We start from the raw sequence: 15,983 nt of genomic DNA on the forward strand, positions 1-15,983 counted from the left end.
CACACCCACCCTCGACGGGCACCGTGCGGTGCCCGGCTGCACCCTGCTTGGGAGACCCATGTACGTCCACATGATGACCGCCCCCGGCGAACTCGCCCTGTCCACCGTGCCGGACCCGGTGTGCGGGCCCGACGAGATCGTGATGCGGACCGAGGCGGTCTCCATCTGCTCGACGGACGTCTCGTACTTCCGCGGCCATCTGTCCCCCGGCGCCTGGCCGATCATCCCGGGGCACGAGTACGTCGGCCGCGTCCTGGAGGTGGGGCGCGCCCTCGGCGGCTCCGTGGAGCCCGGTGACCGCATCTGCTACTGGGGGCAGACCGACTTCGGCGGCATGGCCGAGTACCGCGCGCTGCGCCCCCTGTTCCCCGGCCAGGAGGCCGCGGAGACCACCTGGTACACGGACCGCAACTTCTACGACGCCGACCAGGCGGCCTCGGTGGTGCTTCCCGCCACCGTGCCCTCCTCGCTCGCCACCGTCGTCGAGCCGCTCACCTCGGTCCTGCGCTCGCTGCTGTGGAACCCGCCGCGGCCCGGTGACACCTGCGTCGTCCTCGGCTGCGGCCCCAGCGCCCTGCTCGCGGTGCAGGTCCTGCGCCGCTACTTCGGCGTCGGTCACGTCACCGTCCTGGACCGCAACGACGAGCGTCTGCGCCTGGCCCGCGAGCACGGCGCGGCCCTGTCCTTCCACACCGAGACGGGCGCCGAGGCCCTCGGCGACTTCGTGCGCGAGCACCACGACACCTACGCCGACTACGTCTTCGACGCGCTGCCCCACGTCGAGGCCGCCGCCGAAGGCTCCGCGCCCGCGCCGAAGGACGTCCGCGAGCAGGCCATGGGGCTGCTGCGACCCGGTGGCGCCTACGTCGTCTACGGCGCGACCGCCGTGCCGCAGCTCATCAACACCTGGATGATCCTGGCCAAGGGCCTGAGCCTGCGGGCCGCCCCCTTCGACGTGCGCCAGTTCCCGATGGCCCGCTCGGCCGAGGTCGCCGGGGTGGCGCTGCGGCTCATCGAGACCGGGCTCGTCGACGCCCGGCCGCTCATAACGTCGTACGTCTCGCTCGACGACGAGGACGGCGTGCGGCGGGCGTTCACCGAGTACGGGCAGGGCGCGTCGATGAAGACCTCGCTGCTCGCGCCGGACGTCTTCGCGCGGACCCGGACCGCCGACGACCTCGGGGAGCCGCTGCGGGTGGGGCACGCGGTCCAGGAGACCGGGGCCGCCGTGTGACCGGGCCACCAGGGACGTTCACCCGCGACTCGGTGACCGGCATGGCGTACGGCGGTCTCGCCCTGTACGCGTACGTCCTGTACGTCCAGGGCCCGTTGCTGCCGCTGCTTCGCGAGGAGACGCACCTCTCGTACGCAGCGATGAGCGCGCACTCCACGCTCTTCGCCGCGGGCGGCATCGTCACCAATCTGCTCTACGCCCGCGTCAGCGCGCGGCTCGGCGGCCGCCGGTTGTTCTGGGCGGCCGCCGGCGCCCTGGCCGCCAGCGCGCTGCTGCTCGCCCTCGGCGCGTGGGCGGGCGTGGCGTACACCCTGGCCGCCTCGCTCGCCATGGGCGTCACCGGGGCGACGCTCCAGACCGCGACCGCGTCGGCGCTCTCGGATCACCACGGGCCGCACCGCGAGCGGGCGCTGGTGGAGGCGAACGCGGGCGCGAGCGCCACGGCGCTGATCGCCCCGCTCGCCGTCGGCGCGTTCCAGGCGGGCGGTCCCGGCTGGCGTGCCGCCCTGGTGGTGCCGCTGCTCGCGGGCGTCGTCCTGTACGTCGCGTGCCGAAAGGTGCCGTTCGGCACGGTGCCCGCTGCCGGAAGCACCGACCGCAGGAAGGACGGCCGGGGGAATCCCGGCCCTCTCCCGGCACGCTTCCGGCTGCTGTGCACCCTGTTGGGCATCGTGGTCGGCCTGGAGTTCTGCGTGGTGTTCTACGGTGCGCCCCACCTGTCCAGCGGGGTGGGCCTGAGCGCCGACGGCGCGGCCACGGCGATGAGTCTGTTCGCCGCGGGGGCGCTCGCCGGGCGCCTGGTCGGCAGCTCGGTGGCCCGCCCCGGGCGGGCCCGTCGTCTCGTCGTCGCCGCGCTCGCGGTGACGGGCGCGGGGTTCCTGCCGCTGTGGGCGGCGACCGCCGCCCCGGTCGCGCTCGTCGCCCTCTTCGTCACGGGCTTCGGCGTGGCGAACCTCTTCCCGCTGGTGCTCTCGCTCGCCATCGAGGTCGCCCCCGACCAGAGCGACCGGATCACCGCCCGCGTCTACCTCACGGCGTCCACGGCCATCATGTGCGCCCCGCTGCTGCTCGGCGCGCTCTCCGACCGGATCGGTGTCCGCCCGGCGTTCGGGGTGACGGCGCTGCTCATCGCCGTGGCCGCGCTGCTCGTCCTCCTGGACCGCGCGCCACGCACTCCCCCATCCACCACCCCCCGTCCCGCCGCGGAGCGGTCGGACCCCACGGAGGTCACGAGTTGACCAGTCACGCGACGGCGGCGCACAAGGCCGCCGATGTGCTGCGCGAGAACCGCCGCACCGGCTTCTCCGCCGGTGCGGGCCTCGCCTACGACTACACCTGCCCCTCGCCCGAGACGTACCCGTTCCAGTGGGCGTGGGACAGCTGCTTCCACGCGATCGCCCTGCTGCACGTCGACTCCGAACGGGCGCGCACCGAGCTGTCCTCGCTGCTCTCGGCGGTCACCGGGACCGGGTTCCTGCCGCACATGGTGCTCTGGCAGGACGACCTGCGGCCGCGCGCCACCGCCGAGTTCAGGATCGACCTGTGGGAGGGCTGGCGCTCGGTGACCATCGCGCCGCCGGTGATCGCACGGGCCGTCGAGCACGTCTACGAGGCGACGCTCGACCTGGCCTGGCTGAAGCGGACGCTCCCCGCCGTCCAGGGCTTCTTCGACTGGCTGCACCGCCACCGGCGCAGCCCGCGCACCGGGCTCATCGAGATCTACCAGCCGGACGAGTCGGGCCTGGACATGAGCCCCAAGTACGACGCGGCGCTCGGGCTCGACACCTCGTCGCCGGACACCGTGCGCGACGACTGGCACGCCGCGATGCGGCGCCTCATCGACGGCTACTCCCACGACCGCCGCCCCGAGAGCCCGCTGCGCGCCACCGGGGCGTTCGTCCGGAACGACGTGCTCGTCAACTCCATCTACGCCGACGGCCTGATGTCCCTCGCACGGCTGCAGGCGGAGACGGGCGCACCGGAGCCGGTGTCGCGCGCCACCGAGGCCGCGGCACGGGACATCTGGTCGGCGCTCGTCGAGCACTGCTGGGACCCCGGGCGCGGGGCCTTCTTCGACCTGGACCTGGTGTCGGGGCAACGCTCCACGGTCCTGACGGCGAGCTCCCTCTTCCCGCTCGTCGGCGACGGCGTCCCGGAGCCGATCGCGGAACGTCTCATCCACGAACACCTCCTGAACGAGCGGGAGTTCTGGCTCCCGTACCCGGTGCCGAGCGTGGCGGCGACCGAGCCCTCCTTCGACCCCTCGTTCACCACCGGCGCGATCTTCCGCGGGTCGAGCTGGGTGAACCTCAACTGGTACCTGTACGGGGGCCTGCGCCGCAGGGGGTACGACAAGGAGGCCCGGCGACTGGCGCTGCGCACGGCCGAGTGCGTGGCGGCGCGGGGCCCGCGCGAGTGCTACGGACCGTACGACGCGGCGGGCCACGGGGCACGGTCCTTCGGCTGGAGCACGCTCGTCCTCGACCTGCTGCACACGGAGGGCCTGCTCGCGCCGGGGGCTCTTGCCGGTGCGTACGCACACGACGAGGCTCGCGTGCCCGCGACGCACCCGCTGCCGACGGAGGTCTGAGATGGCCAACTGGGGATTCCTCGGTGCCGGTTCCATCGCCGCGTCGAGCCTGGCTCCCGCCGTGCACGCCGCTCCGGGCGCCCGCCTCCACGCGGTCGCCGCGCGCGACGAGGCCCGGGCCGCCGCGCTCGCGCCCCACCGCACCTACGCCGCCTATCCCGACCTCCTGGCCGACCCCGAGGTCGACATCGTGTACGTCGCGCTGCACAACTCCGCGCACCGCGCCTGGGTCGAGGCGGCGCTCGCCGCGGGCAAGCACGTGCTGTGCGAGAAACCGCTCGGCCTCACCGAGGCGGAGACCGCGTCGATGGAGCAGGCGGCGCGCCGCGCGGAGCGGACCCTCGTGGAGGCCGCGTGGAACCGCTGGCACCCGCGCACCCGGGACGCGGAGGCGGCCGTCGCCGCTGCGACGATCGGCCGCCCACTGCACGTCACGGCCGACTTCCACGGCCTCGCACCGGCCCCCGACAACTACCGCCGCGTCCCCGCGCTCGGCGGCGGAGCCCTGTACGACGTGGGCTACTACGCCCTTTCGGCCACGCTGGCGGCGTTCTCCTGGCAGCCGCCGCACGTCGCGCACGCGCGGTGGGAGAACTGGGACGCCGCCTCCGCCGACCGCTCGGCCACCGCGGAACTCGTCTTCCCGTGCGGCGGGACCGCCGAGGTCCGGTGCTCCCTGGACGGCGAGCTCGCCGAGGAGTTCACCGTCCACGGCACCGAGGGAGCGCTGCGCCTGTCGGCGCCCGCCTTCACCGCGGGCGCGGCCCCGTGCACGCTCGCCTCGACGTCCGAGCACCCACGGCGGACCGTGGACGTACGGGAGTACGCCCCGACCGATCCGTACCGGCTGATGGTCACCGACGTGGACCGCGCGCTCTCGGGCGGCACGGGATACCTGGTGCCGCCGGAGCAGAGCCGCCTGATCGCGCGCGTGATCGACGCGGTGCGGGCAGCGGCGGCGGGCGCCGACGGCGGGACGGGGCGTGAGCCGGCCGCGCACGCCGCTCGCGCGGGTGATCGGGACCTGCCCCGATGACGGGTCGGGGGTCGACAATCGAAGGGTGACTGACACCAGCGCCCCCTCCCCCGCGACGCCCGCCGCGTTCCCCGGCGGCGCCGAGCTCTTCCGGCTCGGCCCGCACGTCGCCCACCTCAACCACGGCTCCTTCGGCGCCGTCCCGCTCCCCGTCTCCCGCGTCCAGCGGGAGCTCGCGGAGGAGGCCGACCACGACCCGGACGTGTTCTTCCTCGGCGTCGCCGACCGGCTCGCCAAGGCCCGTACCCGCATAGCGGCCCACATCGGCGCGGACCCCGAGGGGACCGCCCTCGTCAGCAACGCCACCGAGGCCGCCAACCTGGCACTCGACGCGCTGCGCCTGGCCCCCGACGACGAGGTCCTGGTCACCGACCACGGCTACGGCACGGTCGTCGCGGCCGCCGCCCGCAGGGCCCGGGTCAGGACCGTCGCCCTGGACCCCGCCCTGCCGGACGAGGACGCGGTGCGCGCCGCCGTGCTCGCCGGGCTCACCCCTCGGACACGCGTCGCGGTGCTCGACCACATCAGCTCGCCCACCGCCCGGTTCATCGCCACCCCCGCGCTCCTGGCCGACCTCGCCGAGCGCGGCGTGACCACCGTGGTCGACGGCGCCCACGCGCCGGGCATGCTCGCCGAACCCCTCGCGGGCGGGCCCGACTTCTGGTTCGGCAACCTGCACAAGTGGGGGTACGCCCCGCCGGGCAGCGCCCTGCTCGTGACCGCCCCCGCCCACCGCGACCGGGTGCCCGCGCCCGTCCCCTCCTGGGAGGACCACCGGGGCTACCCCCGCGCCCTCGAATACCGGGCCACCGTCGACTACACCGGCTGGCTGGCCGCCCCCGAGGGCCTCGACCTGCTCACCGGCCTCGGCCCCGACCGCGTGCGCGCCCACAACAGCGCCCTCGCCGCCTACGGCGCCGAACTCCTCGCGCGCCTGCCGGGGTTGACCCCGCTGCCCTCCGACGACCGCATCGCCATGCGGGCGCTGCGCCTTCCGTCGCATCTCGGCCGTACCCAGGACGAGGCCGTCGCCCTGCGCGAGGAGATCGCGTCACGGCTCGGCTGCCGGGTGCTGATCTGGGCCTGGCCGGGCGGCGGCGGCATCCGCATCTGCGGACAGGTCTACAACGAGCCCGCCGAGTACGAACGCCTGGCCACGGGCCTCAGGTCGCTGCTCGACGGGCGGTGAGGCCCAGCTCCGACGGCGGCGGACGAGCAGGGGAACCGGGCAGGAACACGCCAGACACCACGTCGGCCGACACGGGTCTCGCCGGGTCGACGACTCAGGGTGTATGCCCGGTTCGCCCGATTCACTCATTCGGGTGGCAACAGGCCCCAACAGGCAAGCGACCGGGGCGAGTTCGGGAGGCTGGAGGGGCCGCTTGACGGGAGAGTCACATGACCGCTTCGTCACCCCCTCCGCCGCCTCCTCCCTACCGCCTCCTGCGGGCCACCGACCTGCTGGACCTCACCTTCGGCTTTCTGGGTCTGAGTCTCGTCCGACCCTTGCTCGGCCCCCGCCGTCTCGTCCGCAAGGACCCCGCCCAACCCGCCTTCCTGGTCGTCACCTTCGGCCCGCAGCACGTCGCCGAGCAGGCGTTCTTCGAGGTGAGCCCCGGCCTGCCCGCATCGGCCGACCCGCCGTCGACCGCCGCGGACGCCCCGGCGACCGGCGAGCCGCACAAGCCGGCGCCCGTCGCCTCGCGCATCGGCGGCCGCAGCGTCCTGGTCTTCTCCGTGGGCGTCGACGACGCCATCGACTACACCGAGTCCGGCCTGCTCACGGCCATGCGGACGCTGCCGCTGCGGGTGGTGGACGCCGCCCGCGAACCCGCCGCGGCGACCGGCCCCGCACCGGCCTTCGGCGGTGAGCGCCCCGACGTGTTCCAGGCCCTTCGGCTGGCTCGTACGGTGGCCGAACTGACCGCGCGGCACGGGCCCGACGGGCCCGTCACCGCCGGGCTCCTCGCCGCCCCCGCCACGGAGACGCCCGCCGCCGCGGGCCCCCGCCCCGAGAACCCCCTCGCCAACCCCGACGACCCGCGCACCGGGCTCGAACTGCCCTACCGCCTGCTCCTGTCACCGCCCCAGACCGCCGCCTGGACGCACACCACCGAGCTGCCCGACCCCGGCGCCCGGGTCGAGCTCTGGCACACCCGGCTGCCCGCCGGCCGCGCCCGCGCCGTATGGACCCGCGACCCGGGCTTCGACCCCGCGGACCCGCGCCCGCTGGATCGCGGCGGCAGCGAATTCCTCATGGCCCTGGACCGCAAGGACCGGTCGTCGGTGGTCCATCTCAGCTCCAACCGCGAGCTGCCCGGCGGCTTCGTGCCCGAGCCGCTCGCGGTCGACCACCTGATCCTGTCCACGCTGGGCGGCTGGCTCGACTCGCTCGGCCGCTGGGACCGCCCTCCCACCGGCTTCGACGTCACCCAGTGGCGCCACCGCGCGGCGCTCGGCCGCGACCACTACGTACGCGTGATGTACCGGGGCCGCCTCTTCCCGTTCGGGCACCTGGCGGACCTGGTCAAGGTCACCGAGCGCAAGTTCGACCACGCGCGCCCCGACCGTGCCGCCTACCTCAACCAGCGCTTCTTCATCATGGTGCGCGAACCGGTGCGCGCCTACGGCACCCCGGAGGAGAACGCCGACCAGCGGCGCCTGCACCGTCTCTTCCCCTTCACCAGCGTCCGGCTGCTCACCCTGGTCACGCCGGACCTCCTCGCGCCGCAGCCGATCCCAGGACTGTCCTCGATCGGCGGCGACCCGAACGAGAAGCTCGCCTTCTTCCCGGTGACCGCCACCGACGATCCGTTCGCCTTCCAGGTCGCCATGGTCGATCTCGACGGGCGCCGCCTGGAGTTCCGTACGCCGATGGCGTTCGTCGGCAAGCTCGTGCACGAGAACACGGCCGACGTGCGGGCCGTCGTCGCGCACTACCAGGGGCTCGTCACGGGCCCGACGCCCGAGCCGCCGGACCTGGCCGATCCCGGGGTGCGGCGGACCGTCGCCGACGTGCGCGGCCAGTCCCTGGCGTACGCCCCGAGCCGCAAGCCCGACGACACGACGCTCTCCACCGGCCAGTTGGTCTGGGGCGCGGAGACCACCGACGCCCTCCTCGGCCTCGATCCCACCGACCATCCCCGGTTCGTGCCGACCGTGCGCTGGGCGCGGGCCGTCGTCCCCGCGCTGAGCCGCTTCGGCACCGGCTTCGGCGGGGATCAGCCGCAGTCGGTGTTCTACCCCGAGCCGTACGTGAAGGACGCCTTCACCGAGGCGAACAAGGGGCAGGTCTTCGTCGAGCTGGCGCAGCCCGTGGACCTCACCTTCCGCGACGGCGGCCAGAACGCGGGAGCGCTCGCCCAGCCGAACTTCCCGGTGGCCGGGCTCTCCCGGCTCACAGGACCGGTCGCCGCCACCCCGCCGCCCCCGCCCACGGCGGACGCCCCGCCCTTCGACAAGTGGGCCAAGCTCGCCCAGGGCAGGTTCAACCCCGCCGACTACTTCGGGAGTTCGATCGGGGCCGCCAAGCTGTTCGGAATGTTCCCGCTCAAGGAGATCATGAGCGAGATCGGCCTGGACAACCTCAAGGCGCCGAACTTCTTCACGGCGACCGTCAACGCGGTGACCGGATTCCTCGGCGACCTGCGGGGGCTGCGCGACCTGCTCGCCAACGTCGAGGAGCAGTTCCCGGAGATCGCGGATCAGGTCATCCGCGTGACCGACGCGGCGGTCGTCTTCGCGCAGCTTCTCGTGGACTACATCACCGACCAGCTGGAGGGCGCGCCGAACCCCACCACCATCGAAGAGGTGGAGAACGCCTTCAACGCGTTCTCCGAGGCGCTCGCCGCCCTGCGCGTCGCGCTGCCCGCCGCCGTGGACACCGGAGTGCGGCAACTGCTCAGCAGGATCGCCGAGCAGGTCGCCACCTGGGACAGCGCCGTCGGTCAGGTGCTCGCCCTGAAGAAGGCAATCGAACTGGCCGCGCTCGGGGCCAAGTTGCCCGACCTCGTCACCTCGCGCCTGGAGTGGCAGCCCGACATCAAGGCCTGGGCCCCGGACAAGCCGACGCCGACCAAGGCCGAGGACGCCGTGTTCTGGCCGGTGGGCAAGCTGACCCTGGTCACCGACCTGCGGGGCTCGCTGCGTCCCGACGTGTCCCAGGCCGCGGACGTCACCTGCACCCTCGGCAAGTTCGACCTGCGCATGGTCCCCGGCTTCGACGCGATCGTGCTGCACTTCGACCAGATCAAGTTCACCATGCGGGCCGGTCAGAAGCCCGATGTCGAGGTGAAGTTCGGCGGCGTCGACTTCATCGGGAACCTGGAGTTCGTACAGACCCTGCGCAACATCATCCCGCTGGACGGCTTCAGCGACCCGCCCGCGATCACCGTCGACGGCTCCGGGATCCACGCGAACTACTCGATGCAGCTGCCGAACGCGGCCGTCGGCGTCTTCAGCCTGGAGAACCTCTCGCTGAACGCCGCGCTCTCGGTCCCCTTCATCGGCAACACCCCGCTCCAGGCCGGATTCGCGTTCTGCCGCCGGGAGGCGCCCTTCCGGCTCACGGTGTCGATGCTGGGCGGCGGCGGCTACTTCGGGATCGTCCTCACCCCCAAAGAGATCGCCGTCCTGGACGCCGCGCTGGAGTTCGGTGCCGCCGTGTCGATGAACTTCGGCGTGGCCAGCGGCAGTCTGTCGGTGATGGCGGGGATCTACTTCCGCCTCGACCTCGCGCAGAAGAGCGTCACCCTCGTCGGCTATCTGCGCGCCCGCGGCGAGGTCGACGTCCTCGGCATCGTCTCCGCCTCCATCGAGCTGTACATGGAGCTCGGCTACAAGGACGGCTACGCGATCGGCCGCGCCAGCCTCACCATCAGCATCGAGATCGGCTTCTTCGAGACGTCGGTGACGATCCGCTGCGAGAAGAAGTTCGCGGGCAGCGGGAAGCGGACCGCCTTCGCCGCGGACGCCGACGCCCCCGCCCTGACCCCGCCCACGTTCACCGACCTCATGTCGCCCTACGACGATCCGGCGACCGGCGCCCGCATCGACCCGGTCCTCGACTACTGCACGGCGTTCGCGGAGGTGGACTGACCATGGACAGCATCCGATGGACCATCCTGCCGGACGGCGTCGTCGACGCGGACACCGTGCGGGTGTCCGTGCTCGTCAGCCCGAGCCTCACCGGCATCAGCACGCTCGGCCGGTCCGACGACTTCAAGAACTGGCCGGAGCGGCTCGCCGCGCTGCTGCCCTCGCTGTGGCTGCAGTTCGAGAGCGCGCAGGGCCCGCTCGTCAAGGAACACCAGCCCACCGGCCGCTATCCGGCCGCCGACCGCACCCTGTGGCGAACCCTGTTCACCGACGACACCTACGTGCGGGAACCCACGCGACCGGTCACGCTCGCTGCGCAGGAGCGCCGCACCCTGCGGTCCTACCCGGGCAAGCTCGTGCACGACGAGGTCACCGGGCTCTACGAGGCGGTCGCGGTGTACACCACGCAGAGCAGGCTGCGCACCGAATGGGCCCGCGAGGAGCGGCTGTTGTGCGAGGAGCCGCCCACGGACCACCGCGGCTGGGAGCTGCCCGCACTGTTCCGGCTGACCGACATGATCTCGGAACGGGTGCTGGACCTCGGCAGCGACCCCAAGGCCGGTTACGCGGTCCTGGAGAACGCCCTGCATCCGCGGGACGTCGCCGCGCCCGACGCGCACGAGCCCCGCTACATGGACCGCACGAGCGACGTGTACACCGGCGCCGACAGGCGCATGCTGCCGCTGGCCGAGGCCGCCCGGTTCTACGACAGGGGCAAGGAGCCCGCGACGCTCGCCGATGAACCCACGCACCGCGTGGACTTCCACGAGGCGTGCGGTCTCCTGGGCGACTATCCGGAGCTGCAGCGCAGGTTCGGGCTCGTGCTCGACCTGCGTTTCACGATGCCCGCCGGAGTCGGCGAGGTGTCGAAGGTCCGCGTGCACTTCGACGACCGCATCGCCGACGCGGGCCGGCTCAACGCGGCGGGCAACTGCCCCTGGACGAAGACCCGGTACGTCAGGGGCGGCGTCTTCGAGGCCGCCGCGGGGGACAGCACGGTGATCAGCGGCCGCATGCTGAACCTCGGCGCCCCCGACACCTGGCACCTCACCGAACTCGACGTGGACGGCGCGGCGCTCAAGCACGTCGACTACGCCCGTACGATCCACAGCCTGCGGAGCGGAAGCCTACCCTCGGGCACGACGTCGGTGGCCCACCAGGTGTCGGGTACCGGCACCCCCGCGGCCCGCGGCGTCGGGATCACCCTCCTGCACAGCGACCGCGACAAACATCTGGCCGGGCAGATCGGCGCCGACGTCGGCCGCCAAGTAGCCTCCGAAGAGGTCGAGTTGACCGCCCAGGACCTGGTGCGCGGCTACCGCGTCGACATCGGCTCCGTCGACCCGGCCACCGGCAGCGTCACCCGGTGGCGCTCGCTCCTGAGGCGCCGGGGGCGCTACACGATCCGCCGCCCGGGGCTGCCGCCCTTCGAGATCACGGTCGGCCCCGACGAGGGCCTGGTGCGCGCGAGCGCCGTCACCATCGACGCGGCGGACGACCGCCAACTGTACGGACACCAGGCCGTGTTCGGCTGGCACGGCTGGAGCCTCGCGGCCCCGCGTCCCGGCTTGACCATCGGCCTCGACGACAAGCCGAAGGTGCCCGATCCGCCGGTGTCGCCGGACGTGCCGCTGGACACCAAGTTCACCGCCGAGCCCGGTTCGCTGCCCGCCCTGCGCTTCGGCAGGACCTATCGGATGCGCGCCAGGCTCGTCGACCTGAGCGGCAACAGCCTCGACCACACGGCGAGCACCCCGGACGCCGTCCACTCCGACGCCCTCACGTACGGCCGCTGGGAGCCGGTCCCCCAACCCGTGATCATGCCGCTCCTGCCGTTCAACGAGGGCGAGTCCACGGAGCGCCTCGTCATCCGCAGCACCGTCACCGACGACGGCCGCGCCATCTCCACCGACGAGTACGCCGTGCGCCGCTCCGACGTCCCCGACCACGAGGCCCGCTCCGAGGTGGACGGTCTCGACCGGCGGTACAAGCCGGTCGCCGAGCGGCATGTGGCACCGCCGAAGACCGCGCTCCAGATGGCCGAGGAGCACGGCGTGTTCGACGCGGCCTTCGGCCCGGACAAGCCCGGCCGGGTGCGCGAGGAGTACGTCGCGGTCGCCTCGCGCGAGTCCGGTTCCTTCCTGGACACCAAGGTCCGGGACCCCGAGTGGCCGTACCGGGAGCACGACCTGCTGCGCGAGGGCGACGTCCACATCGCCAAGCACGACGTGCACGACCCGTTGCCGCTCACCACGCTCCCGCTGGTCCGGCGCGGCGCCGGGCTCAAGCAGGGCGAGTTCGTGGTGCACAGCGCCGACCAGCTGCTCCTGCCGTACCTGCCGGACGTCCTTGCCGAGGGGGTGATGCTGCGCGGTCTGCCGGGCGACACGGCGAACCGCAAGATCCCCTTCCCCGGGCCGTGGCCGCAGGCGAAGCCGTTCAAGCTGCGCGTCGAGGAGGGCACCGGCGAGCCGCGCTGGCGCGACGGCGCCTTCGAGCGGGTGCTCGAGGTGTTCCTGACCAAGGGCGAGATCGCCACGGTCCGGCTGAGTTGCTACCTCGACGCCGGGAAGCTGCCGCTGCTACGCCAGTGGGGGCTGCTGACCGGGTCCCCGTTCTGGGCGGACCTGCCCGCAGCCGACCGGGAGTTCGTGACGCGGGCGAGCGCGGACGGCGAGAACTGGATGCTCACCCCGTGGACCGAGCTGACCCTGGTGCACGCGGTGGAGAAGCCCGTGCTCCGCCCCGAGGTCGACGCGCTGGCGGCGGGGAGGGAGGCCGAGCAGACCGCGGCCCGCGTGAGCGGCCGTCTGACCAGCCACTCCGAGAGCAGCGGCCATGTCGAGCTGGACGCGCACTGGAGCGAGTGGCTCGACGACGTCACCCAGGACGCGCCGAGCCGGATCGACGGACACACCCATCTGGAGGACGTCACCGTCTTCTACGGGAGGGACGAGGAACACGTCGACCGCACCCACGAGTTCGGCGACACCCACCACCGCGACGTGCGCTACACCCCGACCGCCGTCACGCGCTTTCGCGAGTACTTCCACCCCAGCCTCACCGAGGACCGGGCCAAGGTCACCCGCGTAGGACCGGTCTCCGCTCCCCTGGTGGTGCCGAGCTCGCGCCGGCCCGAGCCGCCGGTGATCGCCTACGTCGTACCGACCTTCCGGTGGGAGCGGACCGTCGACGAGGAGCACGACACGATCACCCGGCACCGCCGCTCGGCAGGGCTGCGCGTCTATCTGAAGCGGCCCTGGTTCTCCTCGGGCGACGACGAGATGCTCGCCGTGGTCCTTGACCGGGGCACGGACCTGCCCGACACCCTCGCCACCCGCTGGGGCGTGGACCCCGTGTGGGCGGACACCACGGTCCTGCCGGGCCCTTCGGCCGCGCACTTCCCGAACGCCGCGCAGCGCCCGACGGGGCTGCGTCTGGCCGAATCTCCGGATACGGCACCGCTGGTGGTGGACGCGGCCGCCTTCACTCCCGTGTACCACCAGGAGCGGCGTCTGTGGTACGTCGACATCGATGTGGACTTCGGCGCGGTGGCCACGACGCGGTCGGCCTACTTCCCGTACGTGCGCCTCGCCCTGGCCCGCTACCAGCCGCACTCGGTCGACCCGCTGCACCTGTCGAAGGTGGAGCGCGCCGAGTTCGCGCAGCTCGCCCCGCCCCGCTCGGTCAGCGGCCACCGCGAGGGCGACCGGCTCACCGTCCGGCTGGCCGGGCCCGCGGCGTTCAACGAGCTCGGTGAGCTCGCCGGGTCGGGGGTGCCCGGCGCGGCCGCGAGCAGGCGGGTCGTCGTGAGCCTCCAGAGCAGGGCGAGCCTCAACCAGGACGAGATGGACTGGCAGCCGCTCGGCGTGCCGGTGGAGCTGACGTGCGGGGCGGAGGCGGGCGGCTTCGTCTGGAGCGGTGGGATCGCCGCGCCGGTCGGGCAGTTGCTGACCTCGTACCGCCTGCTCGTCCAGGAGTACGAGCTCTACCGCAGCGACCGGGACACGGCGACCGACACCGTGACCGTGGGGGGCACCGCGCTGCCCGCCGCCCGGCGTCTGGTGCACGCGGACTTCTTCGGCCTGACCGTCGGCCTGCTCGGCAGGATCGACTTCGACCTCCAGGAGGACAGCGAATGAAACGACGACCGTTCGCCTACTGCCTGCTGACCCTCGCGCTGGCCCTGGTGTGGTCCTCGCCCGCTTCCGGCGCCCCGGCGAGCAGGTTCAACGACCCGCAGCCGCACCGCGGCGGCGCCGAGATCCGGATGACCGTGCTCGGCGAGACGTACAACTGTTCGTCGGGGTTCGCGGTGCGCAGGGTCGAGGACGGCAAGCGCGCCATGACCACCGCGGGGCACTGCCCCAACGGCCTGATCAACGTGGACACGACGTCGGGCCAGTACCCCTTCGGCAGGTTCGTCAGGACCTTCTACGACAACGTGGTGGACGCCGCGCTGGTCGCCGGAACCCCGCAGAGTCCGCAGGTGTACGCGCCGACGCTGTGGACCGACGGCGGTCCGCAGGGCACCCCGGTCGCCCGTCGGGTGCTCGGCAAGGCCGACGGCCCCGTGGTCGACCAGAAGGTGTGCGTCAGCGGCAAGGTGACCAAGCTGGTCTGCGACATCGAGGTCTACAACCTCACCAGCGGCCAGTCGTGCGGCGAGGAACCGCCGCACATCTGCACGAACGGTCTCGTCCTCGCGGGCAAGGAGGGCAAGAACATCGTGAAGGCGGGCGACTCGGGCGCGCCCGTGTTCGTCCCCATCGACACGGAGATCGACGGGCACAAGGTGTACGGCGCCATGCTCGTCGGCATGCTGGTCGGCGGCGGTCCCCGGATCGAGCACGGGCCCGAGGACCTGGTGACGTTCCACCCCATCAAGCAGATCGAGTGCTCGCTGAACGTCAAGGTGCTGACCACCGCGGACGCGGAGTCGGGCGACACGACACCGCCGCCCCCGCGCGACGACTGCGCCGGTTCGGGCTGACCCCGGGGCCCGGGGACGGGGATCAGAAGATGGAGAGACCCGTGTGCGTCGTGAACCGGTCGAGCGCGGCGACGCCCGCGACCGAGTTGCCGCGCTCGTCCAGGCCGGGGCTCCAGACGCACACGGTGCAGCGTCCCGGCACGACGGCGATGATGCCGCCGCCCACGCCGCTCTTTCCCGGCAGGCCCACCCGGAGCGCGAAGTCACCGGCCGCGTCGTAGGTGCCGCAGGTCAGCATCACCGCGTTGACCTGCTTGGCCCGGCTCCTGGAGAGCAGGGTGGAGCCGTCGGCCCTTATCCCGTGCCGGGCCAGGAATCCCGCGGCGAGGGCGAGATCGCCGCAGGACGCCTCGATGGAGCACTGCCGGATGTACTGGTCGAGCAGTTCGGGCACCGAGCACGTGATGTTGCCGTACGACGCCATGAAGTGCGCGAGGGCCGCGTTGCGGTCACCGTGCGCGGCCTCCGAGTCGGCGACGTCCAGATCGAAGGTGAGGTCGGGGTTCCCGGACTCGGCACGCAGGAAGTCGCGCAGCGTTCCGCTGGCGTCGCCCGTCAGGAACTGCAGGCGGTCGGTGACGACGAGCGCGCCGGCGTTGATGAACGGATTGCGGGGGATGCCGTTCTCGTACTCCAGCTGCACCAGTGAGTTGAAGGGGTTGCCCGACGGCTCGCGGCCGACGTGCTCCCACAACTCGTCGTCCTCCTGGGCCAGCACCAGGGCCAGGGTGAACACCTTGGTGATGGACTGCGCGGAGAAGGGCTGCTGCCAGTCGCCGACTCCGTGGACCGTGCCGTCGAGTTCGGCGACGGCCATGCCGAAGCGGTTCGGGTCGGCCGCGGCCAGCGCCGGAATGTAATCGGCGGGACGGCCGCGGCCCGGGGTGGCCGCGATCTCACTGGCGATGCGGTCGAGGACGGACGGGAAAGAGTCGGACACGCAGGCTCACTTCGACTTCGTACGGTAGTGCTTGAGCCACACCTTATCCGGCGCAGTCGGGACGAAAGGGAACACCTCCCCGTCGTCCCCCAC

The 15,983-nt window shown here is 72.7% G+C and carries 9 protein-coding genes; 8 read left to right on the forward strand and 1 reads right to left on the reverse strand.

The annotated features are described in order from the left end of the window. Window positions 1-58: 58 nt before the first annotated feature. The 8 genes from KY5_RS03545 (at window position 59) to KY5_RS03580 (ending at window position 14,950) form a co-directional block, all read left to right on the forward strand. A complete protein-coding gene (locus KY5_RS03545) occupies window positions 59-1,234 on the forward strand; it encodes a zinc-dependent alcohol dehydrogenase (protein ID WP_098240795.1) in 1,176 nt (391 codons plus the stop codon). Beyond that, window positions 1,231-2,472, forward strand: coding sequence for an MFS transporter (locus KY5_RS03550; protein WP_098240796.1), 1,242 nt, complete (start codon window positions 1,231-1,233; stop codon window positions 2,470-2,472). The genes KY5_RS03545 and KY5_RS03550 overlap by 4 nt, the downstream gene beginning before the upstream one ends. Next, entirely contained in the window at window positions 2,469-3,824 is a 1,356-nt protein-coding gene (locus KY5_RS03555) for an amylo-alpha-1,6-glucosidase (RefSeq protein ID WP_098240797.1), read from the forward strand. The genes KY5_RS03550 and KY5_RS03555 overlap by 4 nt, the downstream gene beginning before the upstream one ends. 1 nt (window position 3,825) lies before the next feature. Beyond that, window positions 3,826-4,860 carry a Gfo/Idh/MocA family protein gene (locus KY5_RS03560; protein ID WP_098240798.1) on the forward strand — a complete coding sequence of 345 codons (1,035 nt, stop codon included), beginning with the start codon at window positions 3,826-3,828 and terminating at the stop codon, window positions 4,858-4,860. A gap of 25 nt (window positions 4,861-4,885) precedes the next feature. Beyond that, complete coding sequence (locus KY5_RS03565; protein WP_098247037.1) at window positions 4,886-6,049, forward strand: aminotransferase class V-fold PLP-dependent enzyme; 1,164 nt, start codon at window positions 4,886-4,888, stop codon at window positions 6,047-6,049. A gap of 209 nt (window positions 6,050-6,258) precedes the next feature. Next, window positions 6,259-9,957: a hypothetical protein gene (locus KY5_RS03570; protein ID WP_098240799.1), complete on the forward strand. Its 3,699-nt coding sequence runs from the start codon at window positions 6,259-6,261 to the stop codon at window positions 9,955-9,957. Between the two features lie 2 nt (window positions 9,958-9,959). Next, entirely contained in the window at window positions 9,960-14,099 is a 4,140-nt protein-coding gene (locus KY5_RS03575; RefSeq protein WP_098240800.1) for a hypothetical protein, read from the forward strand. Then, a complete protein-coding gene (locus KY5_RS03580; RefSeq protein WP_098240801.1) occupies window positions 14,096-14,950 on the forward strand; it encodes a hypothetical protein in 855 nt (284 codons plus the stop codon). Before KY5_RS03575 ends, KY5_RS03580 begins: the two co-directional genes overlap by 4 nt. 22 nt (window positions 14,951-14,972) lie before the next feature. Here the strand turns inward: KY5_RS03580 and KY5_RS03585 are convergent, their stop codons facing one another. After that, window positions 14,973-15,890 carry a glutaminase gene (locus KY5_RS03585; protein ID WP_098240802.1) on the reverse strand — a complete coding sequence of 306 codons (918 nt, stop codon included), beginning with the start codon at window positions 15,888-15,890 and terminating at the stop codon, window positions 14,973-14,975. Between the last annotated feature and the right edge of the window lie 93 nt (window positions 15,891-15,983).

It is taken from the genome of Streptomyces formicae (genome assembly GCF_002556545.1).
GTDB lineage: Bacteria > Actinomycetota > Actinomycetes > Streptomycetales > Streptomycetaceae > Streptomyces > Streptomyces formicae_A.